The organism is Campylobacter sp. Cr9, from assembly GCF_020138295.1.
In the GTDB taxonomy this organism is placed as follows: domain Bacteria; phylum Campylobacterota; class Campylobacteria; order Campylobacterales; family Campylobacteraceae; genus Campylobacter_E.
Genome location: NZ_JACGBH010000005.1, coordinates 48,075 through 66,361, shown reverse-complemented (window position 1 = coordinate 66,361; position 18,287 = coordinate 48,075). Strand labels below are relative to the sequence as shown.

Below are 18,287 nucleotides of genomic sequence, written 5' to 3'. Positions count from 1 at the left end.
ATATGTATAACGCAAAAGAAATAGAAAAAAAATGGCAAGAGATTTGGGATAAAGAAAATTATTACGAGCCAAGCACAGATTTTAGTAAAGAAAAAAAATATATTCTATCAATGTTTCCATATCCAAGTGGTAAAATCCACATGGGGCATGTAAGAAACTATGCAATAGGCGATGCTTTAGCAAGACATTATAGAATTGCAGGCTACAATGTTTTACACCCACTAGGTTTTGATAGCTTTGGAATGCCTGCTGAAAATGCAGCTATAAAATACGGACTTCATCCAAAAAAATGGACTTATGAAAATATTGATTATATGAAAAAAGAGCTTTATTCTTTAGGTTTTTCGTTTTCTAAGACTAGATTACTTGCTACAAGTGATGAAATTTATACTAAATTTGAGCAAGAAATATTTTCTAAAATGTATGAAGCAGGTCTTATTTATACTAAAAAAGCTAATGTGAATTGGTGTGATCATGATAAAACCGTTTTAGCAAACGAACAAGTTGAAGATGGTAAATGCTGGAGATGTGGTCATGAAGTTATTCAAAAATCTATGAATGGCTATTATGTAAAAATTACTGAGTATGCAGAAGAATTATTAAAAGATTTAAAATATTTAGAAGATAAATGGCCAAATCAAGTTTTAACCATGCAAGAAAACTGGATAGGCAAAAGTGATGGCTTGGAATTTGAATTAGGAATTAGCAGCGACAATAAAGAACTAGATGGTTTAAAATTTAGCGTATTTACTACCCGTGCTGATACTATTTATGGACTTTCTTATTTTGCTTTAGCACCTGAGCATGAAATAACTAAAAAAGTTTTAGATAGTGATTTAATTAGCGATGAAGATAAGGCAAAAATCAAATCAATGCAAAATATGAGTGCAAAAGCAAGAGCGCAAAGCGAAAAAGAAGGTGTATTTTTAGGAATTTATGCAATTCATCCACTAACAAAAGAAAAACTACCTGTATGGGTTGCTAATTTTGTTTTAGCTGATTATGGTAGTGGTGCTGTTATGGCAGTTCCTGCTCATGATGAAAGAGATTATGAGTTTGCTAAAAAATATAATTTAAATATTAAATATGTAATTAATAAAGATAGTATTTCACACAATGAGCCTTTTACTGAATATGGAGTTTTATTTGATTCAGATAAATACACAGGGCTTGATAGTGCAAGTGCAAGAGAGCAAATTGCAAAAGATTTTGAAAGCCTAAAAATAGGTAAAAAGATTATTAATTACAAGCTAAGAGATTGGGGGATTTCTCGCCAACGCTACTGGGGTGCTCCAATTCCTATTGTAAAATGTAAAGATTGTGGTAATGTTTTAGAGCGTAATTTACCTGTTGCATTGCCTGAAGATGTAGTTATAGATGGCGAAGGAAATCCATTAGAAAAACACCCTACATTTAAACAATGCAAATGCCCTAAATGTGGCAAAGACGCTATTAGGGAGAGCGATACCATGGATACTTTCTTTCAAAGCTCTTGGTATTTTGCAAGATTTGCGAGTAATCCCGCTAATTGGAATACAAAAGCAATTGATGAAGAAGCAAAATATTGGATGAATGTAGATCAATATATCGGCGGAATTGAGCATGCGATTTTACATTTACTTTATGCTAGATTTTTCCAAAAAGCTTTAAGAGATTTAGGATATTTAAATGTAAATGAACCATTTGAGCGCTTACTTACTCAAGGAATGGTATTAAAAGATGGTGCTAAGATGAGTAAGAGTAAAGGCAATACCGTTGATCCTGATTTAATTATTGAAAAATACGGAGCTGATACTGCAAGGCTTTTCATTTTATTTGCTGCACCACCACAAAAAGAACTTGAGTGGAATGATAGTGCGGTTGAGGGTGCTTATAGATTCTTAAATAGACTTTATGATAAAGCAAGTGGTATTAATGTAGTTGATTTTTCAAATATTAATCATGCAAATCTTAGCAAAGAGAATAAATTTGCAAGACTTAAAGTGTATGAAGCTTTAAAAAAGGCTGATGATGTATTTAATAAAACTTACGCATTTAATACTTTAATAGCTGCTTGTATGGAAAGCTTAAATGCTTTAAATAACGCAGATGATGATATGGTATTAAGTGAAGGTTTTGCTATAATTTTAAGCATTCTTGAGCCTATTATTCCGCATATTGCAAGTGAGTTAAGCGAAAAATTATTTAATAGAAAAAACATTAAAAACTATGAAATAAAAGAAGAAGTTTTCGTAAGTGATACAATTAAGCTTGGAATTAGTGTAAATGGTAAAAATAGAGCTGAAATTGAAGTAAGTGCGAGTGCAAGTAATGATGAAATTTTAGCTTTAGCTAAAGAAAAAGTAAGCAAGTGGCTAGAAGAAAAAACAATAGTAAAAGAAATTTATATTCCTAATAAATTAATTAATATTGTAATTAAATGAAAAATATATTTTTAATTTTTGTTTTATTTTTTTGTGCTTGTGGTTATGCTCCGTTAAACAAAGCCACAAGCTCTTCTTTAGGTGAAAGTGTTAATGTGGTTACTATAATTAATAAAGCTGAGCCTAAAGATAGTATTACGCTAAGCGATAATTTTACAAATTATTTAGAGCATTATATGCATAAAAGCATTAGTAAATATGCTGATAGCAAGATTGTTTTAAGGATTTTGAGTAGTGATTTTATCGCTTTATATTACGATGAGTTTGGATATGCTAAGAGTTATAAGGCTATTATTAGATTAGAATTTAATGTAACTTATAAAGATGGAAAAAATAAAAAAATCATAACTTCAGGCGAGCATATTTTTAATACAAATCAAATTAGTGTTTTAAGTGATGAGCAAAAAAGTAGAGCGATTAATCAAGCTAGCCAAAAGGCGTTTAACGAATTTGCTTTAAAGGTTATTATGTAGTTAATAATTAATTTTGTTTTGTTAGTATTGAGAAAAAATTTATAAAGAGTAAACATGTCTATTAATATTAATGTAATTGCTAAAGAAACTATCGTAGAGCTTACTAAAAGAAATCTTTTATTAACTCCTGAAAATTATTCAGAAGTATTTGATGAAGTAGCGAAAAAATACGGAAGAACTTCTCAAAATAGTGATAAAATCCAAAGCTATATTGCTAAATTAAACCCTATGTTAGCTCAAGATGTAAAAGGTAGAAATGTTAAAAGCTTAGAAGAATTGGTGGTATTTTTAATATCAAAAGCAAATGGTATTAAAGAAGATAATACAGATAAAAAAATCATCACAAATTATAGTATTTTATGCAGAAAACTATTTTCAATATTATCAAAAATACCAAATAAAGCTACAAAGCATCTAAGTGAAGAATCTTTAAATAAATTAAATAGTATTAATATAAGAACTTTAGAAGATTTAAAAAACGATTGGATCAATGTAGAAGATGATCAATTTGAATTAAATAACAAAATTCAGCATTTAGGCTTAAATGCAAGAGATGATTTTAAAGAGATTTTAGATGAGTTAGCATCAAAATTAGAAAAGAGCAATGCTGATTCAATTTGCGAAAATTTAGCTCCATCAGTGGCTTATTCGCTTACTCCATCTATTGCAAATTATGTAAATGAAGAAATTAATCAATTTTGTGAGAGCATAAGTGCAGAGCCACAAATCTTAGGAGCAAAGCAAATTGCTGAACAATTTAAAGATTTGATTAAAAAAAGAATTGATATAGATAGAGCAGAGATTTCAAGTTCAAATAAAGTATTAAATGATGTTTTAGAGCAAATCAGCGATAAAATAGTTAATATTTTAAATATGGCAACTAATTCTCAAGTAAAAGTTCAAGAGATTAAAAAAGAAATAGAAAGCATTAAAGCAGAAGATAGAGCAATGCAAGTAATTAAAGAAAAATTAATCGCTATCGTTGCTACTTTTGAAAAAGAAATTATAGACTTAAAAGAAAAAACAAAACAAGATGCAGATACTTTAGGTGAATTAAAAATTAAAGTTCAAGGATTAGAGCAAGAAATTAATAAATTAAGAGAAGAAACCCAAGTAGACTTTTTAACTCAACTTGCAAATAAAAGACAATTAGAAGAGCAATTAAAATTAGCAGAAGAGTCTTATGGTAGATATAATATTAATTACTCAATAGCTTTTTTTGATATAGACCACTTTAAAGTTATTAATGATACTTATGGACACGCAGCAGGCGATACAATACTTGCTAATTTGGGAAATATTATTTTAAATAATATAAGAAAACTAGATTGCGCAGGAAGATACGGCGGAGAAGAATTTATGGTAATTTTACCTCATGCTTCTATTGATGATGCTGTGAAATTTGCAGAAAAAATTAGAGTTCTAGTATCAGAGCAAAAGTTCTTATGTAAAGGTAAAACGATTAGCATAAGGGTAAGTGGCGGTGTAAGTGATAGAAAGAGTTATGATACTCAAGAGCAGTTTATTGAAGCTGTTGATAAGCTTTTATATGCTGCAAAAGATGCAGGTAGAAATAATATAAAAAGTGCAAGCAGAAAATAATCTTACAAGCTATTTAGATAATTTAGCTGAATTTTACGAAAAATTTGACCTTTTTAAGGCTCATAGATTTAAACATTTATTAGTATTTGATTACACTCAAAAAGTAGTTCAAATTCTAGGTACTAATGGTAAGGGAAGCACTGGAAGATACCTTGCTTTAATGCTTAGTAATAGTGGCTATAAAGTAGGGCATTTTATAAGCCCTCATATATTTTCTTATAAAGAGCGTTTTAGTATATACGAAAACTCAAATCCATTAGAAATTAATCTTGATATTGCTCATCAAATATTACAAAGCAAATTAAAAGAGCTAAATACTAAAGAAAGCCTTAGTTATTTTGAATATTTATGCTTTTTAGCACCTATTGTTTTTGCTGAGTGCGATTTCGTAGTGCTTGAAGCTGGACTTGGCGGTGAATACGATGCTACAAGTATTTTTAAAAGAGATTTATGTGTATTTACTCCTATTAGTATTGACCACGCTGATATTTTAGGCTCTAATTTAGATGATATTTATAGAACAAAAATCAAAGCAATGCAAAATGTAAATGTATTTGCAAATGATAATGAAATGATAAGAAAGGCAGTCATTCAAAAAGGCGTAAAAGCAAGTTTTTTAAAATACGATTATTCTAAATTATGTCTTGATGAAAGCGAGTTTTTAAAGCATAATTTTAGCTTAGCTCAACTTGCTTATTTTGAACTACTTAATCATTTTTATATAGGAAAAGCTATTAAATTAGATTTAAGAGCTAGATGTGAAAAACTAGCAAAAAATATAATCATTGATGTAGGGCATAACGGCGCAGCTGCAAAGAATTTGAAATCGGAATTACAAAAGCATTTTAATGGCAAAGTTAGTTTAATAGCTAATTTTTTTGCTAATAAAGATGTAAAAGATATATTACAAATTCTAAAGCCTTGCATTGATGAAGTTTTAATTTTTAATTACGAAAGCTCGCATAGAGCATTAGCTGATGTAAAAGGCATTTGCAAAGAGCTAGATATAAAATGTAATGATTTTTATAAGTTAGATGATAATAAATTTTATGCTGTATTTGGCTCTTTTGTTTTAGTAGAAAGGTTTTTAAAAGCTTATGCAAGCAAAATTATATGAATATTTATTAAAAAATAGCCCAAAAATAGTAGTTTGTGAAGATTTAAACGAGGCAAAAAGTCTTGCAAGTGTAGCCGAATTTTTAAACAAAAAAAGCTTTATTATGCCTGATTTTAGAGCTGATATTGGCGATGATTTACTCTCATTTACAATGGAGCTTTTTGATATTTCAAAGGTTTTGAGTGATTATTATGATTATGAAGATGAAAAGATTTTAATAATTCCTATTAATACTATTAAAAAGCCTTTACCTACAAAAGAAAATTTAAAATGTTTAGAAATTGAATTTGCAAGTAGAATTAATTTAAAAAATTTAGCAAAAGAGCTTTTAAGATTAAATTATACTTTAGTAGATATGGTGCAAAGCCCAGGGGAGTTTTGTATAGGGCATGAAAAAATAGATATTTTTTCTTTAAAATATGAAAATCCTATTAGGATTGTTTTATTTGATGATGAGGTTGAGAGCATTAAGTTTTTTGATGCAGCCACAGGACTTAGCTTTAAAGAAGAATTAGAAAAATGCTTAATTTTACCGATAATTTCAAGAGTTAGCGAAGATGAATTTGAAAAAATTAACGATGATATAAAAAACTCTGATGATAGTTTTAAAGATTATGAGAGCGTATTTTATTGGTATTTAAAATTGCATAATTATTTGGATTTTTCTTATGTTTGCATTAAAGAATTTGAAATAGGAAATGTAATTAGCAAAGCATTAAAATATCAAGATATGGTATTTATCCCTAGCAATGATTTTTTTAAATTAAACGAAAATAAAAAAATAAAACTTCTAGCAAGTAATGAAAATAAATTTTTAGAATTTAAGCTTGGGTCTAATGTAGAAAAAATTATTTCAAACGAAATTGTAAATATTAAAAGCGATGATGAATTAATAATAAGCCTTAATAAATACTATAAAAAAGAGAAAAAATATAAATCTAGTATAATCTTAGATGAATTAATTAAAAATGATTATGTAGTTCATGAGCGTTATGGAGTAGGCAGATTTTTAGGACTTGAATTAATAGAAAATGAAGGTAAAAAGCAAGAATTTATTGTGATTGAATATCAAAATGAAAATAAATTATTGCTACCTACTAGCTCACTTTATTTGCTTGATAAATATATTTCAAGTTCTATTCCTGAGCTTGATAAGTTAGGCAAAAATACCTTTGTAAAATTAAAAGAAAAGTTAAAAACAAAACTTCTAGCAATAGCAGGTGCGATAACTGAACTTGCAGCAAAAAGACAATTAATTGTGACAAAAGCTATTAAAAAGCCTTTAGAATATGAGCTTTTTAAGGCTAGTGCAGGGTTTAATCTAACAAGCGATCAAGAAAAAGCGTTAGATGAAATTTTTGCTGAATTAGCAAAAACAACTCCTATGGATAGGCTACTTAGTGCTGATGTTGGTTTTGGTAAAACTGAAGTTGCTATGCATGCAATATTTGCTTGTGTTAAAAGTGGCTTGAATGCTTTATTTTTCGTTCCAACCACGCTTTTATGCTCTCAGCATTATAAGACCTTAAAAAATCGCTTAGAGCCTTTTGGGATAAATGTATTTAGGCTTGATAGATTTTCAAATACTAAAAAAGCCATTATGAATACAAAAGAGCCTAAGGTTATAATAGGCACTCACTCGCTTTTATCTTTAGCGATTGATGATGTAGGATTAATAGTAATTGATGAAGAGCATAAATTTGGCGTAAAACAAAAAGAAAAATTAAAAGATATAAGTATAAAAGCTCATCAATTAAGCATGAGTGCAACTCCAATTCCAAGAACTCTAAATCAAGCTTTAAGCACGCTTAAAACATATTCGCAAATCCTAACTCCGCCAAATGATAGGCTAGATGTTAGAACCTTTGTAAAACCTTATGATGATGCTTTGATTAAAGAGGTTATTGCTAGAGAATTAAGGCGAGGAGGGCAGATTTTTTATATTCACAATCACATCGCTTCAATTGAGCATAAAAAGCGTTATTTAGAGAATTTATATCCTAATCTTAGGATTTTAGTATTGCATTCAAAAATTCCTGCAAATGAAGCAGAAGAAAAGCTTTTTGCTTATGAAGATAAAAAATATGATTTATTATTATGCACGAGCATTGTAGAAAGCGGAATTGATTTAGCTAATGCAAATACCATAATAGTAGAAAAATCAAATCATTTTGGAATAGCAGATTTACACCAACTTCGTGGCAGAGTAGGGCGTAGTAAGATTCAAGGATTTTGCTATTTTCTAGTAGATAATGAAGAAAATCTTAGCGAAGATTCAAAAAAACGGCTTTTAAGTTTAGCAAGTAATTCATATCTTGGAAGTGGTAGCACACTAGCGCAAATGGATTTAGAAATAAGAGGCGGTGGAAATCTCTTAGGAGCTGAGCAAAGCGGACATATAGAACAACTAGGCTATGCTTTATATATAAAAATGCTTGAAGCTGAAATCAATCGCTTAAGCAAAGGCAATGTTACAAAAGAGATAAAATACGAGCAAAAACTATTAGTAAATGCTTATATAAGTGATTATTTGGTGCCAAATGATAAGTTAAGATTATCGCTATATAGAAAGGTAAATGAGTGCGAAAATTTAGCTGAACTTAGTGCTTTAGAAGATAGTTTTAATGATAGATTTGGTAAGTTTGATAGCTATACTAAGAATTATTTTTCACTTATGGCGATTAAGATTTTATGTATTAAAAATAATTTTATTGAAGTTAGTAACTACGAGCAAAATATAAAATTATTAAAAGAAAACGATGAAAGAATTATTCTAAAAGCACCTAGTAAAAGCGATGAAGATATAATTGCAACTATTTTAAAATATCTTAATTCTTTAAGCTAAATTCCTAATTCAAATTCTTGTTAATTTTCGTGGAATTTGAAATAGGAATTTGGATTTTATCATAGTAAGTTTTTAAGATTAAAAGCTAAATTCCTAATTCAAATTCTTTCAACTAAAATAGTGTTAAATTTCTTCATCATTTATATAAATATTAAAGCTTTTTGGTTTGCTTATTTTTTTGATTGCTTCTTGAATGATGAAATTGTTTGTTTTCTTTTCTATATATAAAGTTTTGTTTTTGTAAGTAAAGTTGCAAAGTTCGTTTTCTTTGCCTTTGTTTAAAGTATTGCAAAATGCTAATATGAAATTAAGCCAGCTTATTGTGTTTTCGTCTGGTAAGAGCTTGTTTAATTTGAGATTTTCATAATTTATTTTTTTGCCGTGTTGTTCAATAATCGTTGCTATTAATGCCTTATCTTCATGCTTTATGCAAAAATTTAATCCACTCAATATGCAATAGGCACTATGCTTGTGGTTTGAATAAAAGCTTAGCAATAAGCCACTTTCAATGAGTCTTGCAGCATAATTTAGGTGTTTTTGATATTTTTTATCTACATAATGAATATCTTCTAAAACATTAAAAAGTTTATTTACATTACTAACTAATGAGCTTGATTTAAACTTAACTAATCTATCTTCTAAACTCTTTAAACTAGGGTTAAAATTAACAGGAAAGCCCTTGTGATGCTTGAATAAATCCTTTAAAAATACACCTTCTCTTACTCCTGCACCACTTGTTATTATGTTTTTTATTTGAAGTTTTTTAATGATTTTATAAAAGACTAACGCCCCCATTTTTATGGTATCGTGGCGTTCTTTTTTAATACCTAGCGAGCTTAATTCTTGATTTTTACAATTTATAATTTTGTCTATAAAATCAATCTCATCATTAGCTTGATATGAAAAAGCATGAACTTGATTTAATGGATAGTTGTTTTTTTCCATAATTGCATTGCTAATTGCTCTTAAAGAGCCGCCTATTGTAATTAGGGTTGAAGCTTTAAAATCTTGCGGGATTTTATCTAAATACGCATCTATGTGTTTTTCTAGTTTATTAAACTTATCTTTAAACAAATCTTTTAGCCTAACTGTTCCTAAATCAAGCGAGAATGTTTTTATTATTTTTTGATTTTCACAAAGACAAAGCTCAGCACTTCCTCCGCCTATATCAAGGCAGATTGCTTTTTCTTCAAGTTTTGGAAGTAGATTGATTGCACCAAAACCACTTAAATATGCTTCTTCTTCGCCACTAATTGTTTTTATGTTTAACTTTAAATCTTTTTTTAATAGATTTACTAATTCATCTTTATTTACTGCATCTCTTAGGGCTGATGTGCCTATGCAATAAATTTTATTGCATTTAAAATTAAGGGCTTGGTTTTTAAAATATTTTATTATTTCATAAGCTTTTTTGATTTGTTTTTCTAAAAGTATATTATCTTGTTCGTAAGCACCTTGAGCTAGGCGAAATTTTACTTTTTGCTCGTTTAATATATAAAATCCATATCTTGAAGTTTTTTCATAAATCGCCATTCTAATGCCATTTGAACCTAAGTCAATAATTGCTGTTTTTTTTGCCATATTTCTCTCTTAATTTTTTTTGATTTTCATTGAAAAAATAGCTCTTGTTCCTTGCATATCTTTTCTGTTTTCAAGTTTTATTTCAGCTTTTAGGGCTGTTGCTGCTGATTTTGACAAATAAAGCCCTAATCCTACACCTTCTTTATTCCCAAATCGTTTAAAAGGTGCGAAATAATCTTTATCTTCGCTAATTCCACAACCCATATCATCTACATATAAATAAAATGTAGAATCTTTAATAAAAGTCGTAATTGTTATTATTGTATCTTCTCTTGAAAATTTAAAAGCATTTTGTATAAAATTTTGTAAAATTTGTGAAAATAGTGTTTTTTGTATTTTAATGCGAAGCTCGTTTGGGCTTAGATTTAATTCTATGCGTTGGCTTGTTTTTGCGCCTAAAAGACTAAAATTTTTGCTTTCATTTTTTATATACTCAATTAAGTCTATTTCATCAGGTTCTTCAAATTGAGCACCTTCTAATCGTCCTATTTTTAGAATTTCATTTATGATTTTGTTTATATTATCTATGCTTTCATTTGAATTTTTTATTGTATTAATGTAATACTCACTATCTCTTGGCTTTATTAGAGTTACATCATTTTTTGCTTTTATTACTGCTAATGGGGTTTTTAATTCGTGTGCAATTCCTATAAAAAGCTCTTTTTGTGAAGTGTTATAATTTTGTATTCTAGTAATTAGATGATTTATGCTACTAATTATGTCTTTAAATTCTAATGGATAGTTTTTAGTATCAAGTCTATTAGTAAAATTATCATCAAATCTACTTATTTTTACACTTAATTCTTTTAAGTGCATTGAAAGTATTCTTGATAAAAATAAAGAATAAAAAATAATCAAACTAATAGCAATAATAATTATTAAAAACAAGCTTATAAATATAGTATCAAGTATTTTTATTGATTGAGTTATATCTTTTTTTAAGATTATATAATCTCCTAATTCATTATATGGATGAGTAAGAATTAGGATTTTTTTATCATTTTCATTGACTATTTTAAAATTAGGCTTTGCGTTTTTTTTATCTAAATGAATGATTTTATAATCTTTAAATATTATAAAATCAGAATTATTATTTACTTCTATTATACTTATTGCGTTTTTTATGAGATTATCAAATTCATTTTGCATAATATTAATCTTTAGAATCTGATAAGACAAAATTGAAAAAATAACAACTAGCACCGTAATAGTTGATGCTAGTTGTAAGAAAAACTTATTTCTTATGCTTTTTTGGGAAAGCAAAATCTATAGCCTCTTCTTCTAATTGTTTCAATAGTTGAAATCCCTAAAGGCTTATCCATTTTTTGTCTAATTTGATTGATTGCAACTTCAATTACATTAGGGGTTACTAATTCAGGTTCTTCCCAAATAGCGTCTAATAATTGCTCTTTTGAAACTATTTGATCTGAATGTCTTGCAAGGTGAGTTAATACTTCAAAAGGTTTTCCTTTTAGTTCTATTTCTTTACCTTTGTATGTGATTTTTTCTTCATCTGGATCAATTTCAAGATTGTCAATTTTAATTGTATTTGAGCCACCAAATCTAAGTCTAGCTTCAATTCTAGCTAATAAAACATCAAAATCAAATGGCTTTTTAATATAATCATCAGCACCTGCTTTTAATGCTGTTATTTCACTTTCTTTATCATCTTTTGCTGATAGAATGATAACTGAAGTTCTTGAAGATTTTTGTTTTACTATATGAATTAAATCAGTTCCATCTCCATCAGGCAACATCCAATCAGTTAAAACCAAATCATAATTTCTAATTCCTACATAATAAGCAGCATCATTGCAATTCTCACAAGAATCTATTTGATAGCCGTATTCAGTTAAGCCTTCGGCTAAAGTCTTATTTAAAGATATTTCATCTTCTACAACTAAAATACGCATTTTTTTTCCTTAAAGTAAAATTAAGGGAATGCTAACACAATTTAAGCAAACATTCAAGTTTTTTTAAACTTATTTTAATATTTTTTTTTGTATTTAGCACCCAAAGTTGCATTTTTCATAATTTCTAGTTTTTTAATTTTTATTTTAATCTTTTTTAATTGTGGAAATTTATTTTTAATTTTTTTAGCAAGTTTTTTATTTGCCTTTTCTAATGTGTAGAATTTCTTTTCTTTTAGATATTTTTTTGATAATTTTGCTACTTTTGCATAGTCTAAAAAGCTATCAGCCTTAGCATCTATTTCTAGGCTTATTTTTTGTTTTTCTAATCTTTCAAACTCTAATAAGCCTATTATACATTTAAAATCAATTTTGATTATTATATGACTTTGCATTCGTCTTTTAAAATCAATCTTTTAATATTAGGTATGTGTTTATAAAAAATAAAAAATAATATCAAATAAAGCGGTGCATGAGAATTAATACTAAGGTCAGCATATAAAAATTCAGCACTTATTACACCTATGCTAAATCCTATTAATGAAGCTAAACTTGATATTTTAAATACTTTACCTATGATAAGCCAGCAAATTAGTCCTATTATTACAGAATAAGGAACAAGTAATATTAATGCACCTGCTCCACTAGCTACTCCTTTACCGCCATCAAAACCTAGATAAATACTATAACAATGTCCTATAACACTAAGAACTGCCATAGCCCAAATTGTAGCAATATTAACATCATTTATTAGTGCAAAAGCAATAGGTAACATTGCTTTTAAAAAATCGCTTAGCATTGTTGCTATTGCTAATTTTTTAGCTAGTTTAGGATTTACTTGTTTTACCACTCTTAATACATTAGTTGCACCTATACTTTTTGAGCCTGATTCTTTTATATTTACTTTTGCAAATTGCTTTGCGTATATTAATCCAAAAGGAATAGAGCCTATTAAATAGGCGATTAACATATAAATTAAGTTATGGTTAGTAAATAAATCTATTATAAATACATCAAGACCCATTATTAATCTCTTTTATAAAGGCTTAATTGATTTTTTAGTTCCACTAATGTTTCATCTACTCTTCTACTTGCAAATTCTTGAATTTTTTTAGCATCTTCTTGATTTGGTAGAATTTCTAAACAATATCTATAAGCATTTTGATATACGATTAAAACAACAAGTTTAAATTTTAAATTAAATTCAACTGCTTCATTTGAATACGGCATATGTAAGTGTATATAAGATGATAAGATATCTCCACTCTTAAATCCTACATCTTCATTAGATACAACACCAATTCCGCCTTCTGAAATATCAAATAGTTTTCCATTTGCAACTCTTCCATCTTCGTGAGTTAGAGCAATTTTTGTAAATTCATTAGGATGAACCCTAGGATATGCTCTTTTTAAAGCATGCATATATGGTTGGCTTTCAAAATTGTTTAGAGTTACTGTGCAATTTACTATATTTACTGATAGTATGTTTGCTTTGATATTTTTTTGTAAATATTGATTTTGAATAATATAAGCACAATCTTCTTCTTTCATCGCTAGTATTTGCATTAAATCAACTTTTACTACTATACTAGCATCTTCAACTTGTAGTATTTCTCCATAAGTTCTTACAGGAACACCATTGTAAAGATTTAAAAACTCTAGTTTTTCGCCTACCGAAATCATCTTTTTAAATGTATCTATGAAGTTTTCATGGATAAAAAATCCACCTGAGCTACTAGCTGAAAATACATTAATAGAGCTTTGTGCAGTTGATGAATCATGGCAAATTGTGCAAAAAATAGAACCATATCTTTCTAATGCAAAAGCTAAATTTATAACTAGTTTATGATTTAAATTATTGCTTAATACATGTTTTGAGTAATCAATATAAGTTTTTAGTAAGAATTCAAAAAAACAAGCCTTGTTAAAATCTTTAGTTTTAGCAATTTCTTTACCTCTTTCTGTATCAAAATCTTTTGTTAAAAGCATCGAGAAAAGCTCTTCATAGGCTTCTTCGCATTCTTTTGATAAAAATTTGCCTTCGCTTCTATAATGCGTCTGAATATTATTTATAAATTTATGTGTGTATTTTTCAAAATAACTAATACTAGAATTAACTAGTTCATTTCTACCTTCAAAACCCATAACTAATTTCCTTTTTAATTAAAAATTCCTATAAGTGTAGCAAAAAAAATAAAATTTTAAATAAAAATTAATGATTTTTTGATAGTATTCGCTTTTTACAACTCATTTAAGCTTATAAATCTTTAAAATTTTAAAGTGCTTAATGGGACTTACTAAATCAAAAAGGATGAAATATGTATGCTATTTTTAAACATAGCGGTAAGCAGTATAAAGTAAGTGTTGGCGACGAGTTAAAGTTAGATCGCTTTGAAGCAGAAAAAAAGTCTATCGTAGAAGTTACAGAAGTTTTAGCTATTAACGATAAAGAATTAAAAATAGGCACACCTTTTGTTAGTGGAGCTAAAGTTGTTCTTGAAGTTATTAACGAAGGTAAAGATAAAAAAGTTGTAATTTTTAAGAAAAGAAGAAGAAAAGATTCTAAACTAAAAAGAGGTTTTAGAAGACAATTTACTCGTGTAGTAGTAAAAGAAATTAAAGCGTAAGGAGAAATACAATGGCACACAAGAAAGGTCAAGGTTCAACTCAAAATAATAGAGACTCGATAGGTAGACGTCTAGGTGTTAAGAAATTTGGTGGCGAGTTCGTAAGAGCTGGTAATATTATTATTCGCCAAAGAGGAACTGCAACACACGCAGGAGCAAATGTTGGAATGGGAAGAGATCATACAATTTTTGCTTTAGTTGATGGTTTTGTTAAATTTGAAAGAAAAGACAAAAACCGCAAAAAAGTATCTGTATATCCTGCAGTTTAATTAATATAAAAGGAGCTTGGAATAATGTTTGTTGATAGTATAAAAATTAGGCTAAGCTCTGGAAACGGCGGAGCGGGTGCTAGCTCATTTCGCCGTGAAAAACATGTTCCGCTAGGTGGTCCTGATGGTGGAGATGGTGGCCGTGGTGGAGATGTTGTAATAATATGTGATAATAATCTTCATACTTTAGCTCATTTTAAAGGTAAAACTCACTTAAAAGCTGATAATGGTGATGTTGGTTTGCCAAGAAATAAGAATGGTAAAAAAGGTGCTAATTTAGAAATTAAGGTTCCTATTGGAACTCAAATTATTAATTTAGAAAATAATGAAATATTGCATGATTTTACTACTTTAGGAGAGCAAATTGTTTTACTAAAAGGTGGTCTTGGTGGTCTTGGAAATAGACATTTTAAAAGTGCAGTAAATCAAAGACCAACTTATGCACAACCTGGTAAAAAAGGTGAGAGTATAGAAGTAAGACTTGAATTAAAATTAATCGCTGATGTTGGCTTGGTAGGTTATCCAAATGTTGGTAAATCTACTTTAATTAGCATTGTAAGTAATGCAAAGCCTGAGATAGCTGATTATGAATTTACTACCTTAACTCCGAAATTAGGAGTTGTTGATATTAACGACTACTCGTTCGTTATGGCTGATATTCCTGGAATAATAGAAGGTGCTAGCGAAGGTAAAGGGCTTGGTTTTGAGTTTTTAAAACATATTTCAAGATCTAAGTGCTTGTTGTTTATGCTAGATAGTTTTAAGCAAATGAGTGTTAAAGAACAATTTATTAACTTATATAAAGAATTAGAAACTTACGGATTAAATGATTTTAAATTTGCAGTTGCAATTACTAGATGTGATGTTGCAAAAGAGAATTTAGATCAGGAAATTGAACTTTTAAATGAATATTTAAAAAGATATGATAATTTAGTTTTTGTTACAAAAATATCTTCAGTTACAAATGATGGTATAAAAGAATTAAAATTATCTTTATCAAAAATGTTATTTGAATAACAAATCTTAACTTTTAGGTATATCATGAAAAAAAATATTATATTTATGGGAACGCCCGAATTTTCGGCATTTATTTTAGAAGAATTAGCAAAAATTCATAATATAAGTTTAGTTTTAACGCAAACAGATAAAGAAGTTGGAAGAAAAAAAATATTAACTCCTAGCCCTGTAAAAGAAGTTGCTTTAAAACTAGGCTTAGAATTAATTCAACCTAAGACTTTAAAAAATAATGTAGAAGTTTTTGAACTAATTAAAAGCAAAAAACCTGATTTTATAATAGTTGCAGCTTATGGTAAGATACTACCTAAAGATATTTTAGATATAGCACCTTGTATTAATACACATGCTAGTTTATTGCCTTATTATAGAGGAGCTTCTCCAATTCAAAGTGCGATTTTAAATGCAGATGAAATAAGCGGAGTAACTCTTATGAATATGGATGTAGGGCTTGATACAGGTGATATTTTGTATCAGCAAGAATTAAATATCAAAGATTTAACTTCACCTGTTGTATTTGATAAAATGTCAAAATTATCAGCAAAAATGTTGCTTGAATTACTTGAAAATCCAAGTAATTTTAAAGCTATTAAACAAGATGATAGCTTAGCAACTCATACAAAAATTATCAAAAAACAAGATGGGCTTATTGAATTAAAGGATGCAAAAGAAATTTATCAAAAATTTTTAGCATTTTATGATTGGCCTAATGTGTTTTTAGAAAATGGTTTAAAATTTAATGAGTTGATTTTAAATGAATATGAAAGCTTTAATGATGAAGGTATTATTAAAAAAATAGGTAAAAATTATTTTATTTTAACTTGCAAAAAAGGTTCATTAAAAATATTAAAGCTTCAAGAAGCTGGCAAAAAATCCCTAGATGCAAATGTATATTTAAATGGTAAAAGATTAAAAGAAGGGGATAAACTTGTTTAAGTTTGCTCTAGCTAAGACAATAAGCTCAACTCAAACTGAGCTTATTGCAGCAATTAAAAAAGGCTTTAATGAAAATTCTTTTGCTATTGCAGCTCTTATGCAAACAAATGGAATTGGCTCTTGTAATAGGGTTTGGAATAGTGAAGGTGGTTTTGTAATTCCGAATTCAAATTCTAGTGTAAAAAATGATGATTTTTCTAATGTAGATTTTATTTTTTATGATGATTATTCTAAATTTAATTTAGATATTCAAAATAATTTATATATTTCTTTTTATTCTGATAATATTCCTAGCGATTTACCTATTCAATCTGCTAGCATATATTATTCAATGATTATGAAATTAGTTTTACAAGAAAATAATTCTAAAGTTTTTATTAAATGGCCTAATGATTTTTATATAGCTAATAAAAAAATAGGTGGTTTAATAACTTCAAAGGTAAAAGATAAATTAGTATGCGGTTTAGGTTTAAACATTACTAATGCACCAAATGAAGCGATGGTTTTGGATATCAACATAAGTTATTCAAACTTGCTTAAAGCTTTTTTTGATAAAATTAGTTATGGTTATTCTTGGAAAGAAATTTTTGAGTATTATAAAAGAGATTTTGAGTTAAGTAGAGCTTTTTATTTTAAAAGTGATGAATGTGTTCATTCTTTAGAAGATGCGAAATTATATGAAGACGGCTCAATTTTAGTAGATAATAAAAGGATATATAGTTTAAGATGAGTGAGATTATAACGATTGCTAACCAAAAGGGTGGCGTAGGAAAAACAACAACAGCAGTAAATCTAGCAGCATCTTTAGCAGTTGCGGAAAAAAGTGTATTACTTATAGATATGGATCCGCAAGGAAATGCTACAACAGGATGTGGATGTAAAAAGAGCGATTTTAATATTTATCATGTTTTAAGTGGTAAAAAAACTCTTGATGAAATTATTTTAAAGACTAGTTTGCCAAAACTTGATTTAGCTCCATCAAATATTGTTTTAACAAGTTTTGAACAAGAACTTGGCTCTAATCAAAGCAAACAGATTTTATCAAAAGCTTTATCTAGTGTTGTGGATAAATATGATTATGTTATTATTGATTCTCCACCATCATTGGGAAATATTACTATTAATGCACTTGTAGCAAGCACTGATGTTATAATTCCTATTCAATGTGAATATTTAGCTTTAGAAGGTTTGGTATTGATTTTAAGAACTATACAAACAATCAAAAAAACATTCAATTCAAAGCTAAAAATTAGAGGAATTTTACCTACTATGTATAGTCCGCAAAACAATTTATCTAAAGAAATTGTAACGGAATTAAAAAAGCATTTTAGTGAGAAATTATTTAAAAAAGATGGTGAAATTGTAATTATTCCTAGGAATGTAAAATTAGCAGAAAGTCCTAGTTTTGGAAAGCCTATAATTTTATATGATATAAAATCACCAGGCTGTGTGGCTTATCAAAGCTTAGCAACTTCTTTAATAGGATAAAA

At 28.1% G+C, this 18,287-nt stretch carries 17 protein-coding genes; 11 read left to right on the top strand and 6 right to left on the bottom strand.

Features of this window, described 5'->3' with window-relative positions:
* Positions 1-2: 2 nt before the first annotated feature.
* The 5 genes from leuS to AVANS14531_RS03560 are packed head-to-tail and all read left to right on the top strand — an operon-like array spanning position 3 to position 8,460.
* Entirely contained in the window at positions 3-2,423 is a 2,421-nt protein-coding gene (leuS, locus tag AVANS14531_RS03580) for a leucine--tRNA ligase (RefSeq protein ID WP_336611352.1), read from the top strand.
* The gene (locus AVANS14531_RS03575; protein ID WP_239817969.1) at positions 2,420-2,896 is read left to right on the top strand and encodes an LPS assembly lipoprotein LptE; all 477 of its coding nucleotides are present in this window, start codon (positions 2,420-2,422) and stop codon (positions 2,894-2,896) included. The genes leuS and AVANS14531_RS03575 overlap by 4 nt, the downstream gene beginning before the upstream one ends.
* A 54-nt stretch (positions 2,897-2,950) precedes the next feature.
* Positions 2,951-4,498: a GGDEF domain-containing protein gene (locus AVANS14531_RS03570; protein WP_239817970.1), complete on the top strand. Its 1,548-nt coding sequence runs from the start codon at positions 2,951-2,953 to the stop codon at positions 4,496-4,498.
* On the top strand, positions 4,482-5,615 hold the full coding sequence (locus AVANS14531_RS03565; protein ID WP_336611351.1) for a Mur ligase family protein: 1,134 nt from the start codon (positions 4,482-4,484) through the stop codon (positions 5,613-5,615). The genes AVANS14531_RS03570 and AVANS14531_RS03565 overlap by 17 nt, the downstream gene beginning before the upstream one ends.
* Positions 5,596-8,460, top strand: coding sequence for a DEAD/DEAH box helicase (locus AVANS14531_RS03560; RefSeq protein ID WP_336611350.1), 2,865 nt, complete (start codon positions 5,596-5,598; stop codon positions 8,458-8,460). Before AVANS14531_RS03565 ends, AVANS14531_RS03560 begins: the two co-directional genes overlap by 20 nt.
* Before the next feature lie 123 nt (positions 8,461-8,583).
* Here the strand turns inward: AVANS14531_RS03560 and AVANS14531_RS03555 are convergent, their stop codons facing one another.
* From AVANS14531_RS03555 to AVANS14531_RS03530, 6 genes are all read right to left on the bottom strand, one after another.
* Entirely contained in the window at positions 8,584-10,041 is a 1,458-nt protein-coding gene (locus AVANS14531_RS03555; protein ID WP_336611349.1) for a Ppx/GppA phosphatase family protein, read from the bottom strand.
* 9 nt (positions 10,042-10,050) lie between these two features.
* Positions 10,051-11,190: a sensor histidine kinase gene (locus AVANS14531_RS03550; RefSeq protein ID WP_336611348.1), complete on the bottom strand. Its 1,140-nt coding sequence runs from the start codon at positions 11,188-11,190 to the stop codon at positions 10,051-10,053.
* A gap of 92 nt (positions 11,191-11,282) precedes the next feature.
* A complete protein-coding gene (gene hsrA, locus AVANS14531_RS03545) occupies positions 11,283-11,954 on the bottom strand; it encodes a homeostatic response regulator transcription factor HsrA (protein ID WP_239817975.1) in 672 nt (223 codons plus the stop codon).
* A 74-nt stretch (positions 11,955-12,028) separates the two neighbouring features.
* Positions 12,029-12,346 (bottom strand): dihydroneopterin aldolase, encoded by a 318-nt coding sequence (locus AVANS14531_RS03540; RefSeq protein ID WP_336611347.1) that lies wholly within the window; start codon positions 12,344-12,346, stop codon positions 12,029-12,031.
* Complete coding sequence (plsY, locus tag AVANS14531_RS03535; RefSeq protein ID WP_442862393.1) at positions 12,331-12,975, bottom strand: glycerol-3-phosphate 1-O-acyltransferase PlsY; 645 nt, start codon at positions 12,973-12,975, stop codon at positions 12,331-12,333. Before plsY ends, AVANS14531_RS03540 begins: the two co-directional genes overlap by 16 nt.
* A gap of 2 nt (positions 12,976-12,977) precedes the next feature.
* Positions 12,978-14,096 carry a PilZ domain-containing protein gene (locus AVANS14531_RS03530; protein WP_336611346.1) on the bottom strand — a complete coding sequence of 373 codons (1,119 nt, stop codon included), beginning with the start codon at positions 14,094-14,096 and terminating at the stop codon, positions 12,978-12,980.
* Between the two features lie 173 nt (positions 14,097-14,269).
* Here AVANS14531_RS03530 and rplU point away from each other — a divergent pair, with 173 nt between their 5' ends.
* Genes rplU through AVANS14531_RS03500 form a run of 6 tightly spaced genes read left to right on the top strand, consistent with a single transcriptional unit; the run spans position 14,270 to position 18,285 of the window.
* A complete protein-coding gene (rplU, locus tag AVANS14531_RS03525) occupies positions 14,270-14,578 on the top strand; it encodes a 50S ribosomal protein L21 (RefSeq protein WP_239817978.1) in 309 nt (102 codons plus the stop codon).
* A gap of 11 nt (positions 14,579-14,589) precedes the next feature.
* Positions 14,590-14,847, top strand: a complete 258-nt coding sequence (gene rpmA, locus AVANS14531_RS03520) for a 50S ribosomal protein L27 (RefSeq protein ID WP_214117382.1) — start codon at positions 14,590-14,592, stop codon at positions 14,845-14,847.
* Between the two features lie 24 nt (positions 14,848-14,871).
* A complete protein-coding gene (obgE, locus tag AVANS14531_RS03515) occupies positions 14,872-15,864 on the top strand; it encodes a GTPase ObgE (RefSeq protein ID WP_336611345.1) in 993 nt (330 codons plus the stop codon).
* A gap of 24 nt (positions 15,865-15,888) precedes the next feature.
* Positions 15,889-16,797 carry a methionyl-tRNA formyltransferase gene (fmt, locus tag AVANS14531_RS03510; protein WP_336611344.1) on the top strand — a complete coding sequence of 303 codons (909 nt, stop codon included), beginning with the start codon at positions 15,889-15,891 and terminating at the stop codon, positions 16,795-16,797.
* Positions 16,790-17,527 carry a biotin--[acetyl-CoA-carboxylase] ligase gene (locus AVANS14531_RS03505; RefSeq protein ID WP_336611343.1) on the top strand — a complete coding sequence of 246 codons (738 nt, stop codon included), beginning with the start codon at positions 16,790-16,792 and terminating at the stop codon, positions 17,525-17,527. The genes fmt and AVANS14531_RS03505 overlap by 8 nt, the downstream gene beginning before the upstream one ends.
* Complete coding sequence (locus tag AVANS14531_RS03500; RefSeq protein ID WP_336611342.1) at positions 17,524-18,285, top strand: ParA family protein; 762 nt, start codon at positions 17,524-17,526, stop codon at positions 18,283-18,285. The genes AVANS14531_RS03505 and AVANS14531_RS03500 overlap by 4 nt, the downstream gene beginning before the upstream one ends.
* The last annotated feature ends 2 nt before the right edge of the window (positions 18,286-18,287 follow it).

Excerpts from the sequence above, each read along its gene's own strand:
- leuS (WP_336611352.1), top strand. The coding sequence starts at position 3 with ATGTATAACGCAAAAGAAATAGAAAAAAAATGGCAAGAGATTTGGGAT.
- AVANS14531_RS03575 (WP_239817969.1), top strand. The coding sequence starts at position 2,420 with ATGAAAAATATATTTTTAATTTTTGTTTTATTTTTTTGTGCTTGTGGT.
- AVANS14531_RS03570 (WP_239817970.1), top strand. The coding sequence starts at position 2,951 with ATGTCTATTAATATTAATGTAATTGCTAAAGAAACTATCGTAGAGCTT.
- AVANS14531_RS03560 (WP_336611350.1), top strand. The coding sequence starts at position 5,596 with ATGCAAGCAAAATTATATGAATATTTATTAAAAAATAGCCCAAAAATA.
- AVANS14531_RS03555 (WP_336611349.1), bottom strand. The coding sequence starts at position 10,041 with ATGGCAAAAAAAACAGCAATTATTGACTTAGGTTCAAATGGCATTAGA.
- AVANS14531_RS03550 (WP_336611348.1), bottom strand. The coding sequence starts at position 11,190 with ATGCAAAATGAATTTGATAATCTCATAAAAAACGCAATAAGTATAATA.
- hsrA (WP_239817975.1), bottom strand. The coding sequence starts at position 11,954 with ATGCGTATTTTAGTTGTAGAAGATGAAATATCTTTAAATAAGACTTTA.
- AVANS14531_RS03540 (WP_336611347.1), bottom strand. The coding sequence starts at position 12,346 with ATGCAAAGTCATATAATAATCAAAATTGATTTTAAATGTATAATAGGC.
- plsY (WP_442862393.1), bottom strand. The coding sequence starts at position 12,975 with ATGGGTCTTGATGTATTTATAATAGATTTATTTACTAACCATAACTTA.
- AVANS14531_RS03530 (WP_336611346.1), bottom strand. The coding sequence starts at position 14,096 with ATGGGTTTTGAAGGTAGAAATGAACTAGTTAATTCTAGTATTAGTTAT.
- rplU (WP_239817978.1), top strand. The coding sequence starts at position 14,270 with ATGTATGCTATTTTTAAACATAGCGGTAAGCAGTATAAAGTAAGTGTT.
- rpmA (WP_214117382.1), top strand. The coding sequence starts at position 14,590 with ATGGCACACAAGAAAGGTCAAGGTTCAACTCAAAATAATAGAGACTCG.
- obgE (WP_336611345.1), top strand. The coding sequence starts at position 14,872 with ATGTTTGTTGATAGTATAAAAATTAGGCTAAGCTCTGGAAACGGCGGA.
- fmt (WP_336611344.1), top strand. The coding sequence starts at position 15,889 with ATGAAAAAAAATATTATATTTATGGGAACGCCCGAATTTTCGGCATTT.
- AVANS14531_RS03500 (WP_336611342.1), top strand. The coding sequence starts at position 17,524 with ATGAGTGAGATTATAACGATTGCTAACCAAAAGGGTGGCGTAGGAAAA.